Genomic DNA, 16,477 nt, shown 5'->3' on the forward strand with positions numbered 1-16,477 from the left:
CGCAAGACAAGGTCAACACATTATGAGGTTGACCTTGTTTTTTTATATTAAATAGGTAGGGAAAAAACGATTTCAATAATATATCAAAAAAGAAGCGAAAAGATAAGAAAAGTAGTTGACAGAGAAGGCATACTTTGCTATTCTATTAAAGCTGTCTCGCACAGATGAATATTTGAAGTCCTTGACTGGTTCTTTTATAAACAGATGTGCAAACGAAAAAAAGTCGAATAAAATCGAAAAAAGTAGTTGACAGTAATGCCAAAACTTGGTATTATGAATGAGTTGTCTCGTGAACATGAGATAACACAAACAGCTTGTATGAAATGTGAAAACATCACATTCGAAGCACATCAAGCAATTGCGAAAAAAGTTGAAAAACAGAAAAAAGCAGTTGACAAAATGAGCACAGCAAGCTATAATAAAAAAGCTTCGTCAATACGGAGCAGCACTTGAAAATAGTGCATCGGACGAAGAAGATGGACAAAAGAATTTGAAACATTTTTCAGTCTGAGACCTTTCGGAAAGTATGCTCGGCATAAAAGAAGAAAGGGATGAACCTTGAAAACTCCATAGTGTAGAAATTGAGTCAAGAGATTTTTAAATAAATCTCAAACGTCGAAACAGTGCAAACTGACAGAGACGAAAAAGACTTAAGTACAAAAACAATCTGCAAAAGATTGGTAAGAAACATTCAATGAATTGAATGGATCTTCGTACAATTTCTTAAAAACAATAATTTCAGATTCGTAACTGAAAAATCTCTATCAACTAAAGTTGATGAGATTTCTGTACGACACCTACTAAAATTTGTGAAACGAATTTTGTTAGGGGTTCGAGCAATTATGAAAATGAAACCAAGCAAAACGCAATGCGTTTAGCTGAGCTAGATTTGAAGGTTCCGAAAGGAACGTTTAGATACCAAATTGATTAAGAGTTTGATCCTGGCTCAGGATGAACGCTGGCGGCGTGCCTAACACATGCAAGTCGAGCGAGAAGCTCACGAATGAAACTTCGGTCGAATGAGTGAGAGGAAAGCGGCGGACGGGTGAGTAACGCGTAGGCAACCTGCCTCATACAGAGGGATAGCCTCGGGAAACCGGGATTAATACCTCATAACATGTGAGTGTCACATGACACTTTCGTCAAAGATTTATCGGTATGAGATGGGCCTGCGTCTGATTAGTTAGTTGGTGAGGTAACGGCTCACCAAGGCAGCGATCAGTAGCCGACCTGAGAGGGTAATCGGCCACATTGGAACTGAGACACGGTCCAAACTCCTACGGGAGGCAGCAGTGGGGAATATTGCACAATGGGCGCAAGCCTGATGCAGCAACGCCGCGTGAGCGAGGAAGGCCTTCGGGTCGTAAAGCTCTGTCCAAGGGGAAGAAAAAAATGACGGTACCCTTGGAGGAAGCCCCGGCTAACTACGTGCCAGCAGCCGCGGTAATACGTAGGGGGCGAGCGTTATCCGGAATTATTGGGCGTAAAGAGTACGTAGGTGGTTATGTAAGCGTGGGGTGAAAGGCAATGGCTCAACCATTGTTAGCCTTACGAACTGCATGGCTTGAGTGCAGGAGAGGAAAGCGGAATTCCTAGTGTAGCGGTGAAATGCGTAGATATTAGGAGGAACACCAGTGGCGAAGGCGGCTTTCTGGACTGTAACTGACACTGAGGTACGAAAGCGTGGGGAGCAAACAGGATTAGATACCCTGGTAGTCCACGCCGTAAACGATGAGCACTAGGTGTCGGGGGAGCGATCCTTCGGTGCCGTAGTTAACGCATTAAGTGCTCCGCCTGGGGAGTACGCACGCAAGTGTGAAACTCAAAGGAATTGACGGGGACCCGCACAAGCAGCGGAGCATGTGGTTTAATTCGAAGCAACGCGAAGAACCTTACCAGGACTTGACATCCCTCTGACCGTCTCTTAATCGAGGCTTCCCTTCGGGGCAGAGGAGACAGGTGGTGCATGGTTGTCGTCAGCTCGTGTCGTGAGATGTTGGGTTAAGTCCCGCAACGAGCGCAACCCTTGTCATTAGTTGCCAGCAGTTCGGCTGGGCACTCTAGTGAGACTGCCGGGGATAACTCGGAGGAAGGTGGGGATGACGTCAAATCATCATGCCCCTTATGTTCTGGGCTACACACGTGCTACAATGGCCGGTACAGAGAGAAGCAAATTCGTGAGGAAGAGCAAAACTCTAAAACCGGTCCCAGTTCGGATTGTAGGCTGAAACTCGCCTACATGAAGTTGGAGTTGCTAGTAATCGCGGATCAGAATGCCGCGGTGAATGCGTTCCCGGGTCTTGTACACACCGCCCGTCACACCATGGAAGTTGGGGGCGCCCGAAGTTGGTCGAGAAATAGATTACCTAAGGCGAAATCAATGACTGGGGTGAAGTCGTAACAAGGTAGCCGTATCGGAAGGTGCGGCTGGATCACCTCCTTTCTAAGGAGACTACAATTTCTACACTATGAGTTTATATAAAACTAGCGGGCAATAGGCTGCGCAGGAATATTGTAAGATGGCGTAGACTGAGAAAGCGAAAGCGGAGTGCGCATACAATTGTATGTAAGCGAGCAGGAGCGACGATGTCATAGCTAGGTTACAATAAAACTAGCAGGGGCTTGTAGCTCAGGTGGTTAGAGCGCACGCCTGATAAGCGTGAGGTCGGAGGTTCGAGTCCTCCCAAGCCCACCACTTTGTATTGTTATACAGAGAAATAGGTTGCGCAAGTAACCGAACGTACCTTGAAAACTGAACAATGTAAATCTTAAAATTCAAATTAAGACGAAATCGAAGTGCACTTGTCTTACGTTTCCGTAGGAAATGTTAGAACGTGCTTCGTCAGGAATTCACAAACTTTAGTTTGTAGAATTCTACGGCGGAACATAGTCAAGCAAGTAAGACAAAGGCAAAAAAATAAAGTAAAAACTAAGACAGTCTTTTCGAGCATGGAATCGAAAGAGGAAGTGAAAGAGAAGCTGACTGGGTATTTACTACAATTTCAAATTAATTGAACCGAGAAACCAGAATTACTAAGTTTTTTAACATAGTAAAAAATAAGTCCACATTACTCAGTGGACGATTCACTTAGGTCAAGTGAATAAGAGCATAAGGCGGATGCCTTGGCACTAGGAGCCGAAGAAGGACGTGACAAGCTGCGATAAGCTACGGGCAGGTGCAAATAACCGTTAATCCGTAGATTTCCGAATGGGGCAACCCACTTGTGGTAATGCGCAAGTATCCTATACTGAATCAAATAGGTATAGAGAAGGTAACCCGGGGAACTGAAACATCTAAGTACCCGGAGGAAGAGAAAGAAACATCGATTCCCTCAGTAGCGGCGAGCGAACGGGGAAGAGCCCAAACCGGATTTATCCGGGGTTGTGGACCACTCATCACTTACAAGATTGATAGTCGAAGCGGCATGGAAAGGCCGACCGTAGAAGGTAAGAGTCCTGTAGACGAAATGAATCGAGTAAAGAGTGGCACCAGAGTACCACCAGGCACGTGAAACCTGGTGGGAAGCAGGGGGGCCCACCCCCCAAGGCTAAATACTACCTAGTGACCGATAGAGAATAGTACCGTGAGGGAAAGGTGAAAAGAACCCCGGAAGGGGAGTGAAAAAGAACCTGAAACCTTATGCTTACAAGCAATGGGAGCGCAAGTGACCATGTACTTTTTGTAGAACGGGCCAACGAGTTATGGTATGCAGCGAGGTTAAGGTGTTCAGCACCGGAGCCGAAGCGAAAGCGAGTCTGAATAGGGCGATGAGTTGTATGCTGTAGACCCGAAACCGGGTGACCTATCCATGTGCAGGTTGAAGTATCCGTAAAAGGATATGGAGGACCGAACCCATGTCTGTTGAAAAAGGCTGGGATGACGTGTGGATAGCGGTGAAATTCCAATCGAACCCGGAGATAGCTGGTTCTCCTCGAAATAGCTTTAGGGCTAGCCTCAAGGAAAGATACGCGGAGGTAGAGCACTGAATGTCCTAGGGGCCTTCACCGGTTACCGAAGACTATCAAACTCCGAATGCCGCAGTATTATACTTGGGAGTCAGACTATGTGAGATAAGTTTCATAGTCGAAAGGGAAACAGCCCAGACCAACAGCTAAGGTCCCAAAATGTAAGTTAAGTGGAAAAGGATGTGGAGCTGCATAGACAACTAGGATGTTGGCTTAGAAGCAGCCACTCATTTAAAGAGTGCGTAATAGCTCACTAGTCGAGTGGCTCTGCGCCGAAGATAAACGGGGCTAAAACTTACTACCGAAGCTTTGGAATTGCTTAGGCAATTGGTAGAGGAGCATTGTATACGGGCAGAAGGTGAGCTGTAAGGCGAGCTGGACTGTATACAAGAGAGAATGTTGGCATGAGTAGCGAGAGGTAGGTGAGAATCCTACCCGCCGAAAATCTAAGGTTTCCTGAGGAAGGTTCGTCCACTCAGGGTTAGTCGGGGCCTAAGCCGAGAGCGAACGCTGTAGGCGATGGACAACAGGTTGAGATTCCTGTACCACCGAAAATCGTTTGAGCGAAGTGGGGACACAGAAGGATAAGTTGAGCACGCCGTTGGTAGAGCGTGTCTAAGCGTCAAGGGAGTTATGGTAGGCAAATCCGCCGTAACAATTCTGAGGCGTGATGGGGAGGGAAATAAAGTACCGAAGCAACTGATTTCACACTGTCAAGAAAAGCCGCTAGCGAGATCGTAGGTGCCCGTACCGCAAACCGACACAGGTAGATGAGGAGAGAATCCTAAGGCGAGCGAGAGAACTATTGTTAAGGAACTCGGCAAAATAACCCCGTAACTTCGGGAGAAGGGGAACCACAGAAATGTGGTCGCAGTGAAAAGGCCCAGGCGACTGTTTACCAAAAACACAGGTCTCTGCTAAAGCGAAAGCTGAAGTATAGGGGCTGACGCCTGCCCGGTGCTGGAAGGTTAAGGGGAAGTGTCAGAGCAATCGAAGCACAGAACTTAAGCCCCAGTAAACGGCGGCCGTAACTATAACGGTCCTAAGGTAGCGAAATTCCTTGTCGGGTAAGTTCCGACCCGCACGAAAGGCGTAACGATCTGGGCACTGTCTCAACAATAGACTCGGTGAAATTGTAGTACCGGTAAAGATGCCGGTTACCCGCAGCAGGACGGAAAGACCCCGTGGAGCTTTACTGCAGCTTGATATTGGATTTCGGTGTTGCATGTACAGAATAGGTGGGAGGCTAAGAATCTAGTACGCCAGTATTAGAGGAGCCACCTTTGGGATACCACCCTTGTAACATTGAAGTTCTAACCACGTGCTGTGAACCAGTACTGGGACAGTGTCAGGCGGGCAGTTTGACTGGGGCGGTCGCCTCCTAAAGAGTAACGGAGGCGCCCAAAGGTTCCCTCAGCGCGGTCGGAAATCGCGCGAAGAGTGTAAAGGCAAAAGGGAGCTTGACTGCGAGACCAACAAGTCGAGCAGGGACGAAAGTCGGGCTTAGTGATCCGGTGGTACCGAGTGGAAGGGCCATCGCTCAACGGATAAAAGCTACCCCGGGGATAACAGGCTTATACCCCCCAAGAGTCCACATCGACGGGGGTGTTTGGCACCTCGATGTCGGCTCGTCTCATCCTGGGGCTGAAGTAGGTCCCAAGGGTTGGGCTGTTCGCCCATTAAAGAGGTACGCGAGCTGGGTTCAGAACGTCGTGAGACAGTTCGGTCCCTATCCGCTGTGGGCGTCGGAAATTTGAGTGGAGCTGTCCTTAGTACGAGAGGACCGGGATGGACATACCTCTGGTGTACCAGTTGTTCTGCCAAGGGCACGGCTGGGTAGCTAAGTATGGAAGGGATAAGCGCTGAAAGCATCTAAGTGCGAAGCCCCCCACAAGAATAGATTTCCTTCAGTTTACTGATAAGACCCGTGAGAGACTATCACGTTGATAGGTCGGAGGTGTAAGTATGGTAACATATTCAGCTGACCGATACTAATAGGTCGAACGCTTGACCAATGGTTTCAAGAAAGTAACGAAGAAAAGATTACATTGTTTAGTTTTGAGGGTACATGAGCCTGTGCCATTTAAGAATTAAATGGATGACAGACTTGTGCAAGAAATTCAACAAACTTGTTTGTTAGAATTTTATTGCCTAACCTTCATATCTGGTGACTATAGCAAGGAGGTCACACCTGTTCCCATATCGAACACAGTAGTTAAGCTCCTTTGCGCTGATGGTACTTGGCGGGCAGCTGCCTGGGAGAGTAGGACGTCGCCAGTTTTACAAAAAGAAGTTATCTTTTGATAGCTTCTTTTTTTTATGTCAGGAATCTATTTTTTACTGAAAGGGTAACAGCCAAGTACCTACCTAATTCTAATAGGTGGGAAGGTGCCCATTTTGCGCAAGCTTTAGCTGCAATGGAAAATGGGACAGCGAAGCGAATGAAATGAGCGTAGGAGAGAGCCGGAGGCGAACGTTGCCTGGGAGAGTAGGACGTCGCCAGTTTTACAAAAAGCGAACTTGGAAAAACTAAGTTCGCTTTTTTATACGGATTTAAAGTAAAACAGGACAGCAGGGAGAAGCGGAAGCTTCGAGTCGGAGAGACGTGAAAAGCACGGAACGTTGCCAGTTTTACAAAAAGAAGTTATCTTTTGATAGCTTCTTTTTTTTTATGTCAAGAATCTATTTTTTACTCAAGCATTAATGATTTCAAGAATAATTTACTTCCGGGTATGGCGGTTGCATGGAGGAGGGAGAGAAACTTGAACAAGAACAGAAAAAAGAAAACGGTCAGCGGTAAGCTGACCGTGTAAAAAGCGTCCGAAGGGCGTAGCCACAGAATGAAATTCTGTGTTCAAGGGGAATGAAGGTGCTTCCCTCAACAAGTATTGCTTGCTACAATATGCTTACCCCCTAAATTCTAGGGTTGGTTTGCCAATACTGCTACTTTGTCTGCCTAAAAGTATCCCCTCAAGTTTAATGTTTGACCATTAAACTTCAATGGAGTATCCACTATTCTATGCGATCTTTCCATCTGTGACGCAAAGAAGTTGAGACTGGAATTACCATCAAAGATAGAAGTGCTGCTGGCGTGTTCAGTAAACACTTTCCCACCAGTCATATCGGCATAGGCGCTTTCTACTTTCTGGTTCATTCCATTCAGTATCTTGGAGGCATTTTCTAACGCTTCCATAATTTCTTGAGGGTCGCCAGAAAAATTGGAAAGTCCTAAAGATTCAGCTGTAATAGAGTCAAGCTGGTTTCCGATTACCTTAGATGCCAGCCCACCTGACAGCTCATCATACTCGTCCACTGCAGATTGGTGTGGATGAATATGACTTTGCAGGATATCTGTATAATCTGTTTGAATACTATGCTTGTAGTTATGCAAATATGTTTCGGCAAGCTCTTTTGTCATATTGGGATCACTGTGAGTACCAGTGCCATTCAAATATTCTTCAAGCTCGTGAATTTTTGACATTGTGTACTTTAATTTTGATTTTGCATGGTCGATAATATCGGAAGCAGTCTTTATGCCATTTCTCTGCTCCGAAAGGGCATTTTCAGCCCATTGTTCTTTGGTAATTCCGGCTGAATATTTCTGATAATCCGCAGCGGCTTCAGGCTTCTCAGTTTCATCCGTTTTCTTGGTTTTGCTGGCATTGAGTAAGTCCAGAGCCTTTTTGCTCAGCTCAACCGTATCATGGCTTCTCTTGCTGCCATAATAGGCATTTACTTGCTGAATTATTTTTTTAAAACCTGAATTTTGCATTTGTCCTGCTATTCTTTGTGAAAGTGGACTTTGCATTTGTAGTCTGAACATATTTTGACCATTTGCTAAGTGTATTCTCATAATTAATTCGCTCCTTTTTCACAATATAAATATTATGGTCATAAATAAACATACAAGCGGAAGTGCTCAGGGGTTAATTTCTGAATCAGACTCGAGAGAGGTACCCACTTATACTAAAACACTTTACTGTTTGAGATTACAGTTTGCTGTTTTGTTGTATCTGTTGCAAATGCTTGCGTGTTCATTCCGAGCATCATTGTAAATAGAACCAGCACTTAATGCTTTTAGCGTAACCCTTTTTACTCATTTTCGATCGCAGTGTTTATTGGGCATATTAAGAATTACTAATTAAATTAGTTCACGTTATTTGTTATAAATAAAATTATGCAAAAATCATTAAATTACTAAAAATTCTTAAGATTTGATATAAGCATTCTATCATATAGCACAACAGATGTAAATCAAGAAAAGCCACTCCAAAAAAGTGGTTGTGGGGACGGTGCGCCGGCACTTTACCAAGCAGAACACCCGAAGAAATTCTTTTTTTATTGACTTTTTGGTTTACAATCAGTAAACTGAAAATGTGGTTTATTGAATATAAACCGAAAAGAGGAGGTATGGAAATGACTGAATATAAATTAGCGGAGATTGAAAGTAAATTTGTTGAATTGATATGGGAAAATGAACCGATTCATTCGGGTGAGCTGGTCAAATTGTGCAGTGAAAAGTTAGACTGGAAAAAATCAACAACTTATACGGTTTTACGGAAATTATGTCACCGTGGAATTTTACAAAATAAAGATACCATGGTAACGGCTCGCATAAAGAAAGAAGAATTTTATTCATTACAAAGCAGAGAATTTGTAGAAGAAACATTTGGCGGTTCACTTCCAAAATTTATTGCTGCTTTTACTCGAAGCAAAAAATTAACGGAAACGGAAATAAGAGATTTATTTGAGCTGATTAACGAACAGGATGAGGTGTAAAAATGGATCAGTTATTTCTTGAAATTTTGGATATGAGTTTGCTGTCCTCGTACGTGATAATTGTTGTAATTTGTGCAAGAATGCTTCTAAAGAAACAATCAAAAATATTTTCTTATATACTTTGGGCGGTTGTTTTTTTTCGCTTAATAATACCTTTTTCATTTGAAAGTATCTTTAGCCTAATCCCTAGAAGAATACAGGGACTGCAAGCAGAAATTACATATTCAAATCAAGCAGGAATACATACAGGGGTTCAGATAAATGAAGCGGCATTGGTTTCTCATGGAATCTTGGAGTCAGGCACAGTGAGTAATCATTCTTTAATGGATACATGGATTACAATTTTTACAGTCATGTGGATGATTGGGATCGTGGCACTCTTTGTTTACAGCATTGTTTCCATGAGAAGACTGTATGCCCAATTAAAAGATGCAAAATGGGTCAGTGATAATATTTATGAATCCAATACAATTAGAACACCTTTTGTTTTAGGATGGTTTAAACCTAGAATTTATTTGCCTGTTGCTTTATTAGAAAAAGAGAGAAAATATATTTTAATCCATGAGCAAATACATATAAAAAGATATGATCCTATTTTCAAAGCAGCTGCATTTTTTATTCTTTGTATCCACTGGTTCAACCCTTTCGTATGGATCGCTTTTTGGCTTATGAGCGAAGATATGGAGCTGTCCTGTGATGAAAGTGTTCTTAAGAAAATGGGGCCTGAAATAAAAAAGGATTATTCTATTTCACTTTTGTCTTTATCTGTGGGGAAAAAGATCATAGGAGGGCATCCGTTGGCTTTTGGTGAAGATAATATAAAGGGGCGCATTATGAATATCTTAAATTATAAAAAGCCTGCATTTTGGATTGTTATTGTAGCAATCTTGGCAGTTACACTTTTGTTTTTTGGTCTATTATCAAATCCGAAAGTAAAACCGCTGACGGTGACGGAATATGCAGAACAATATATTCAGGAAGAAGTTGATGCTTTTGAGAGTGCGGAGTGGTCTGAATTTAAGATTGTGGAGACGAAGATAACAAAGCTTGAAAAACTGGCAGAGTTTGATGAAATTCTTTCTGAACCAGTTGAAATATGGAGTCTTGAATATCGATTAAAACCGGATGATATAGACAAGGTCTCATTGGCAGGGGGGATGAATGCGGTTGATGGCTGGCTGACAGAGGATAGCAGTATGGGAAAACCAATGCTCGTATTTAAACATAAAGGTGACAGCGTAGAATATTTAGGCTGTATGCGGAGCGGAGAATCTGATTTTACTACAATTGCAGGGCAGGAAACGGCGCTACAAATTTTTTTTGAAGAGATGAAACTTTTACCTTATGAAACGTATAGCGGGGAGCATATCATTGTAAAGTTCCCTTTATCAACCGGAGAAACTTGTCAGCTTTTACTGTCTCAGCCGATTGTTCAAGGGGATTCAGGAATCTGGTGTGTTGAACGTTGGATGGATGGGAATGGAAACCTGTATTATGAAACACCGCGTACAGAAAAAAGTCAAAAAGAGTATTATCGAGAACTGCAACAAGAGAAAGAAAATGGAAAATTATCATATTTAAGCGAGCCATTGCAGGTCGCACTTCATTTTATCAATGGAGAACTGAGACAGTTTGTTTCAATTGATGATTTAAAAGCACAGTATTCTGTGAAAGCAGAGGATTTTATTGAGACGCCGGAAAGTCAATATATCGGGTATATTTCGAAATTTGAAATAAATAAATATTCCAAGTCGTCCTTTCATTTGGATCAGATTGAGTGGCTGACTGCTGATAATGATGCAGAACGGTTGAATAAATTGGGTGTTAATCCGCAGGACTTACCGAACGGCTATTATATCTATAATCCAAATCATTACCCAATGTTTTGCCAAGTAACAGAGGAGACCTCGTATTATGTTATAAAGCAGGGGAGTACTGCACTCCAATCTGTTACATTAGAGGAATTTCTGAAACATCTAAAGTCATTCAGTGGCTCGGCACCTCCATTTCATGTTGTCACGAAAGATGGATATGTACAGAGCATTTCTGAACAATATATGCCGTAAGATATTCTCAGCACATACCACAATAAAAAATATTAGCATTAAATCTGTATGTTATGAATAAATTGTTGATGGAGGTACGCGCAATGAAAAATGATGTGACAGCTAAAACATATACTCATAATGAATTAAAAAAACAGCAGGATACAAGAAGAGAGATTATTGTAAATGGGTATGTTTATCCAAGCGTAAATCTGGATCTATTGCGGGAAATAAGTCCGGACCTTACTGCAATTAATCTATTTAGTTATGGAATTACAGAAAATGGAGATTTGCTGCCGCTGAACGACGGGGAAGTAGTTCGCGTTTTAAAAGAAAATAATGTAGCACCGGTTATGGTACTGACTTCATTGACTGACGAAGGAACCTTTCGTACGGATATTTTAGAGCTCATTCTTGATAATGAAAGCCTTCAAAATAAATTGATTGATCAGATATTGCAGGAGCTTCGCGCAAAAGGTTTGTATGGGGTTGATTTTGATTTTGAATATGTAGAGGCTCCTTATAAGGATAAATATGCAGCATTTATTGCAAAAACTAGGGAACGCTTAAATCAAGAGGGGTATCAGGTTAGTGCTGCCGTTGCACCAAAAGTTTTTGCAGATCAAAAAGGACTTCTATACGAAGGTCATGATTATGCTGCAATTGGAAGAGCCGCAAATTTAGTATTAGCGATGACCTATGAATGGGGATATACGTATGGACCGCCAATGGCCGTTGCACCATTGAATAAAGTGCGTGAGGTATTGGATTATGCAGTCACTGAAATTCCTCCGGAAAAGTTGCTTATGGGAATCCCTAATTATGGGTACGACTGGACGCTTCCATTTGTACAGGGCGAATCTAAGGCTAGGATTTTGTCTAATGTAGATGCCCAGGAACTGGCAAGGCAGCAGGGAGCACAGATACAATTTGATCCGGTTGCACAGGCTCCTTATTTTACTTATACCGACGAGCAAGGACGTCCACATGAGGTTTGGTTCGAAGATGCAAGAAGCATTCAGGCAAAGTTGAATCTTGTAGATGAATATGGGCTTGCTGGTGTTGCTTACTGGAATTTGGTTTGGCCGTTTCCTGAAAATTGGAAAGTGATAGAGGAAAATTACGATGTAAAAAAGGTTGTGTGATAGAAGAAGTGTGTTCGCACTTTCCTTTATATAAAATTACGATATAGTACTTTCTTATTGGTTGTTATTCGTAATGAAAATAAACAAATAAAAAGATGGTATTATACAAATACCACCTGGATTAAAATCATATATAATATAGTTCCGCCTAAAATACTGATTAGATTGTTATGCTTCCATATGTGAACGATGCTTATAAATGCAAGAGCAATCAATTCCGGAAGTCCATGGGGAAAAGAAGAAAGGGATACAGCTTTTAAAGAATATATAATGAGCATGGCCATAACTGCGGGTGGAAGTGCCTGTCCGATATAATCAATAGATTTTGGTGTGCCTTTTTTAAATAAAACGAAGGGTGTCGCACGCTGCCCCAGCATGACTGCGGCCATAACTGCAACCATAACAAAAGCATAGCCCGGTGAAACTGTCATTAGAATTCCTCCTGTTCAATTTGTGTATTGGATACATCTTTTGGCGGCTGAAATACGAGTCTTTTTTGAATTGGTGTTCGACCGGCAAAAAGTAAGATTAAAATCAGCAGCATAGCTGGCAATGCCAGGTTGTCTCTTCCGAAAACAAAGAGGGCGATGAGTGTTGCGGCGATCCCTAAAAGTGCCGGAATGTGAGTTGGATAATCTCTCCATTGATCTAAGAAAATTACCAAGAATAATGCAGTCATTGCGAAATCCATTCCTGAGGAATTAAAGGTGATTAAAGAACCGGCTAAAGAACCGATGACGGAACCTGCAATCCAATAAGAGTGGCATAAAGCGGAAATGGATACAAAAAATTTATCTTCATCTACGCCTTTCGGCGCCTTTACGGAACAGAGCAGGGAATAGATTTCATCTGTCAGAGAAAAAATCATATAATACTTTTTCCAGCCCATTTTACTAAACCGTTCAATGAAAGATAAACCGTAGAACATGTAGCGTACATTGACCAAAAAGGACATAATAGCAACTTCAATGAGTCCAAGACCGGATGCCATCATACCGACTGCAAGATATTGCATAGAGCCTGAAAAGATAACTAGACTCATAAAAAATGCCCAGAGAGCATTGTAGCCTGCATTTTGCAGAAGCAATCCAAACGGAATGCCAATTGACAGGTAGCCTAACAATATAGGAACGGTGTGAGGGAACGCTGCCTTGAGTGCTTTTTTCATATTAGTAAACCTTCTTTATTCTTTATTGGATTATAGTGCCATTATAGCCTGAAAATGCAGCAGAAACAAGTGGACGAGCAATTAACATAATTTTCTGTTTTTGTATGCTTGTCCTAAAAAACTGCTTCTCACAGGCTATTTATTTTTTTGATACAATTGTCTTACTTTGAATATCAGAATAAGCATTGTTGTGCTTAAATTTGCAGTATTTTTTTACAGAAATTGAAAGGATTAAATAGATAATAACCCCGTTGAGCAATAATCCGAAAGGATTGAGGGCCATTGACATAAGAGGATTTACACCAATTTTCGTATCATAAACTGAGAGAAAAGGTATGGGAAAACCTACCATATATTGAAAGTCATCAACTACTTTAAAAGGTAAAATGTAGGATAAAATAATTTCTATCCAGAATGCTGCGTTTATTAGTTTCCAGTTTATCTTTTTCACTCGAATTCTCCTTTGAAAATATATATAATTAAAAATCATTATTTTACTATTAATATAATAACATACAAAAAAGAAAAATACAGTTTAAGTTATTCTACTAAACTGTATTTTTCTTATGGTGCGCCCAAAGAGACTCGAACTCCCAACCTTCGCAATGGAACAATATTGCTTGCACTCCCTTGAATTTCAATGAATATGCAATGCAAAATAATTGATTTCCCCTAAAATTCCCCCTTGGGTAAACAAAGTGTAGACATCATTTGACCTTTTATGATACAATGCTCGCAGGATTACCGCTTCGGCGGTTAGTCACTCTCTGCAAAGGGGGTGATTGTTATGATTACATATTCAGAGCTATTTCAGCTTGGATTATTGATTGTAGCTATTGTTTCTCTGTGCTTGCACAGTAAGGAATAATTGAAAACCGCCTAATCCTTTTGGTTTAGACGGTTTTGTTCACACTTGTTATGGACTGGCCGCCCTACCACAGGCGGTAATCCTTTTATACTTACACTATATCATAAAATATTATTTTGTGCAATTTTTATAGAGTAAAATAATATTTTATTCATTTAATACTTAGTACACCACGTTTTGACTCATTGTAGGATAGTAACGGTGTATTTTTTATTGGCTTTCTTTGACTTCTGTGAACATGAGGGGAGCTATAGTGGTAATAGCGGCCAGCTTCTGTTCATCGTCCACATTGGTATAAAATTTAGCAGTAACGTTAATATTGGAATGTCCCATTAGCTTATAAGCAATTTGTAGAGGAACGCCGTTTTTACATAAATTTGTACAAAATGTATGACGGTAGGTGTGAAAACTCTTATCTTCGATGTCAATCAGTCTATAATATCTACTGCAGGCACGATTAATATTGTGTCGATCACAAAAATTTCCGCTTTTAGTGGTAAAGATAAAAGTTGTTTGGTACCCATTTTTAAGCATTTCTTTTGTGTGCCAGTTTTTATGGCGTTCTAGTTCTACAAGTACAGCACTACTTAATGGAATACTGCGGATGGAACTTTCTGTTTTAGTTTTTTCAAGTTTTAATTCATGATGCTTTCCCTCTGGGGTAATAGTGGCCACACGCTGAAGTTGCTTTGTAATATAAAGCTTGCTGTCATGGATATCGGTATATTCTAATCCTAATAGCTCACTGATCCGGCAGCCAGTATTAATTGCCAGGATAATCAGAAAGCGGATTCGATTATTTCCGAGATCTTGAACGATTTGTCTAATTTCTGTATCGCTCCAAACTATGACTTCCTGGGGTCCTGTCTTTTTCTTGTTCTTTGCAGTCGACTTTTTTGGAAGTACGATACTTGCAGTAATGTCTTTGCAATAGCCTTCTTTTTCTAGATACTTATAAAAGTGTTTCATTACGTTGTGAATACTGCGAAGGGTCGCATTGGTACAGTCTAAAGCATTATATAAATTCTGCAAATCTAAGCTAAAGATTTCTGTCAAAGGTAATCCAGCAATTTTACTAGGCTTAATGTAGTTTCGGTATACTTCCTCATAACGTTCTTTTGTACCAGAAGAAAAGCGGCTGTCATTCATAAGGATACTGTAGACAAAGAAATCTGACATAATACCAAAAAATTGTTTCTCAGATGAAAGCCCTGCATGTCGTTTTTTCTTGAACTCTTCATACTTTGCCTCAGCTTCTTTTTTATTTTTACCGTAAAACTCTTTAATATCATCAACCCAAAGCCCCTTGTTATTTAGTTTTTTTCCAATTGTACGCCGGATGCGAAAGTATGGAATGCCGTTTTTGATACAATTTGTTTTACTTGCCATATATTAATTTCCTTTTTTTTCTGTCAGTAGTTGGAAAAGTGTTCTAATATAATTAGATGTTTCCTTTTCAATTTTTTCAAAGTCTGTAACTTTTATTTGCATAGTCGGACTACTTTCGTAATTGTAAATACCTCTATTACTAGTAGGTTTGCCAATAGTAACATTAGTCGTAGGGTCAGTGTCGGTAGTATTGCTTAATCCACTTATATGAATTCCTATTGACGTTAGGTAATTTATAAAATCTGTATCTTTTTCAAAAAATAATGACGTCAGAGATGGATAATCTTCCGTATATGGTTCTAATAATACAAAAAGATCATTTAATTTAAAATTTAAGATTGAAGAAAGGCGAAATATATATTCAAGTTTTGGTAATATTTCTCCATATTCAAATTTTTTAATACTTGCTTCAGAAAGATTTATCCTTTCTGCTAACTCTTTTTGTGTTATACCGATTTTTTTTCTATATTCTCTTAAAATTAATCCTACTTTCTCATATTTTTTTTTATTGATTGACATAGAAAACCTCCATTATTAATCAATGTAAATTAATTATTGTTATCTTTTATTATATCAAATTTAGTTCAAATGTATATAAAAGTATTCATAATTATCATTGACAGATAAAATATTATCTGATAATGTTTAGTAAAGATAAAATATTATCTAATATAAACATAAAACAGATACATAAATATCTAAATGGAGGTTGAAATATGAAAATTGATAAACGAAGATTTGAAATATGCCTTGCAAATAAAAATCTTCTAATTAATGATGTTTGTGATGCAACAGGGTTAACTCGCACTTCTGTTACATTGGCTATTCAAGGTAAAAGAAATACTCGTCCACAAACTATTGGGAAAATAGCAAGAGCATTAGAAGTTCCAGTAGAAGAAATAATAAAGAAAGATGAGGTATAAAGATGGTAAGAATGAGAACAATTGAACAAGCAGCAAAGGAGATAAAGAAAGCTGATCAGAATACGTGCATAACAAAGTATTATATTAGATCGCTGGTAACAACTGGTCAAATACCGTCAAAAAAGTCGGGAAGTAAATTTTTAATCAATATGGACTTGTTAGAGCGATTTTTACGTGAACCCACTGAGCAGTGA

Annotated in this window: 12 protein-coding genes, 1 tRNA gene and 3 rRNA genes; 10 read left to right on the plus strand and 6 right to left on the minus strand. The window is 40.4% G+C overall.

Going from position 1 to position 16,477, the window contains the following annotated elements; translation table 11 throughout:
- Positions 1–255: 255 nt before the first annotated feature.
- The 5 genes from U5921_RS10385 (at position 256) to rrf (ending at position 6,246) form a co-directional block, all read left to right on the plus strand.
- The gene (locus U5921_RS10385; RefSeq protein ID WP_324823082.1) at positions 256–453 is read left to right on the plus strand and encodes a hypothetical protein; all 198 of its coding nucleotides are present in this window, start codon (positions 256–258) and stop codon (positions 451–453) included.
- Between the two features lie 470 nt (positions 454–923).
- A 16S ribosomal RNA gene (locus tag U5921_RS10390) occupies positions 924–2,443 on the plus strand.
- Between the two features lie 175 nt (positions 2,444–2,618).
- Positions 2,619–2,695, plus strand: a tRNA-Ile gene (locus U5921_RS10395).
- Positions 2,696–3,091: 396 nt separating this feature from the next.
- A 23S ribosomal RNA gene (locus U5921_RS10400) occupies positions 3,092–5,981 on the plus strand.
- A 148-nt stretch (positions 5,982–6,129) separates the two neighbouring features.
- A 5S ribosomal RNA gene (rrf, locus tag U5921_RS10405) occupies positions 6,130–6,246 on the plus strand.
- Together the 16S, 23S and 5S rRNA genes with 1 tRNA gene alongside form the textbook arrangement of a ribosomal RNA operon.
- Positions 6,247–6,922: 676 nt before the next feature.
- On the opposite strand, the gene U5921_RS10410 is transcribed toward rrf, so the two are convergent.
- Complete coding sequence (locus U5921_RS10410; protein ID WP_324823084.1) at positions 6,923–7,819, minus strand: hypothetical protein; 897 nt, start codon at positions 7,817–7,819, stop codon at positions 6,923–6,925.
- 563 nt (positions 7,820–8,382) lie between these two features.
- Between U5921_RS10410 and U5921_RS10415 the strand changes: the two genes are divergently transcribed.
- The 3 genes from U5921_RS10415 to U5921_RS10425 all read left to right on the plus strand — a co-directional run bounded on the left by U5921_RS10415 (position 8,383) and on the right by U5921_RS10425 (position 11,935).
- Complete coding sequence (locus tag U5921_RS10415; protein ID WP_324823086.1) at positions 8,383–8,745, plus strand: BlaI/MecI/CopY family transcriptional regulator; 363 nt, start codon at positions 8,383–8,385, stop codon at positions 8,743–8,745.
- 2 nt (positions 8,746–8,747) lie between these two features.
- Entirely contained in the window at positions 8,748–10,811 is a 2,064-nt protein-coding gene (locus U5921_RS10420) for a M56 family metallopeptidase (protein ID WP_324823088.1), read from the plus strand.
- Between the two features lie 83 nt (positions 10,812–10,894).
- Positions 10,895–11,935, plus strand: coding sequence for a glycosyl hydrolase family 18 protein (locus U5921_RS10425; RefSeq protein WP_324823090.1), 1,041 nt, complete (start codon positions 10,895–10,897; stop codon positions 11,933–11,935).
- A gap of 101 nt (positions 11,936–12,036) precedes the next feature.
- On the opposite strand, the gene U5921_RS10430 is transcribed toward U5921_RS10425, so the two are convergent.
- From U5921_RS10430 to U5921_RS10450, 5 genes are all read right to left on the minus strand, one after another.
- On the minus strand, positions 12,037–12,366 hold the full coding sequence (locus U5921_RS10430; RefSeq protein WP_324823092.1) for a branched-chain amino acid transporter permease: 330 nt from the start codon (positions 12,364–12,366) through the stop codon (positions 12,037–12,039).
- Positions 12,366–13,103, minus strand: a complete 738-nt coding sequence (locus tag U5921_RS10435; RefSeq protein WP_324823094.1) for an AzlC family ABC transporter permease — start codon at positions 13,101–13,103, stop codon at positions 12,366–12,368. Before U5921_RS10435 ends, U5921_RS10430 begins: the two co-directional genes overlap by 1 nt.
- Before the next feature lie 139 nt (positions 13,104–13,242).
- On the minus strand, positions 13,243–13,554 hold the full coding sequence (locus tag U5921_RS10440; protein WP_324823096.1) for a hypothetical protein: 312 nt from the start codon (positions 13,552–13,554) through the stop codon (positions 13,243–13,245).
- Positions 13,555–14,181: 627 nt separating this feature from the next.
- Positions 14,182–15,360, minus strand: a complete 1,179-nt coding sequence (locus tag U5921_RS10445; RefSeq protein WP_324823098.1) for a site-specific integrase — start codon at positions 15,358–15,360, stop codon at positions 14,182–14,184.
- A 3-nt stretch (positions 15,361–15,363) separates the two neighbouring features.
- Positions 15,364–15,879, minus strand: a complete 516-nt coding sequence (locus tag U5921_RS10450) for a helix-turn-helix transcriptional regulator (protein WP_324823100.1) — start codon at positions 15,877–15,879, stop codon at positions 15,364–15,366.
- Between the two features lie 197 nt (positions 15,880–16,076).
- On the opposite strand from U5921_RS10450, the gene U5921_RS10455 reads away from it, so the two are divergent.
- Positions 16,077–16,283, plus strand: a complete 207-nt coding sequence (locus U5921_RS10455; RefSeq protein ID WP_324823102.1) for a helix-turn-helix transcriptional regulator — start codon at positions 16,077–16,079, stop codon at positions 16,281–16,283.
- 2 nt (positions 16,284–16,285) lie between these two features.
- Positions 16,286–16,477 carry a hypothetical protein gene (locus U5921_RS10460; protein ID WP_324823104.1) on the plus strand — a complete coding sequence of 64 codons (192 nt, stop codon included), beginning with the start codon at positions 16,286–16,288 and terminating at the stop codon, positions 16,475–16,477.

Source organism: Sinanaerobacter sp. ZZT-01 (assembly GCF_035621135.1).
Classification (GTDB): Bacteria; Bacillota; Clostridia; order Peptostreptococcales; family Anaerovoracaceae; genus IOR16.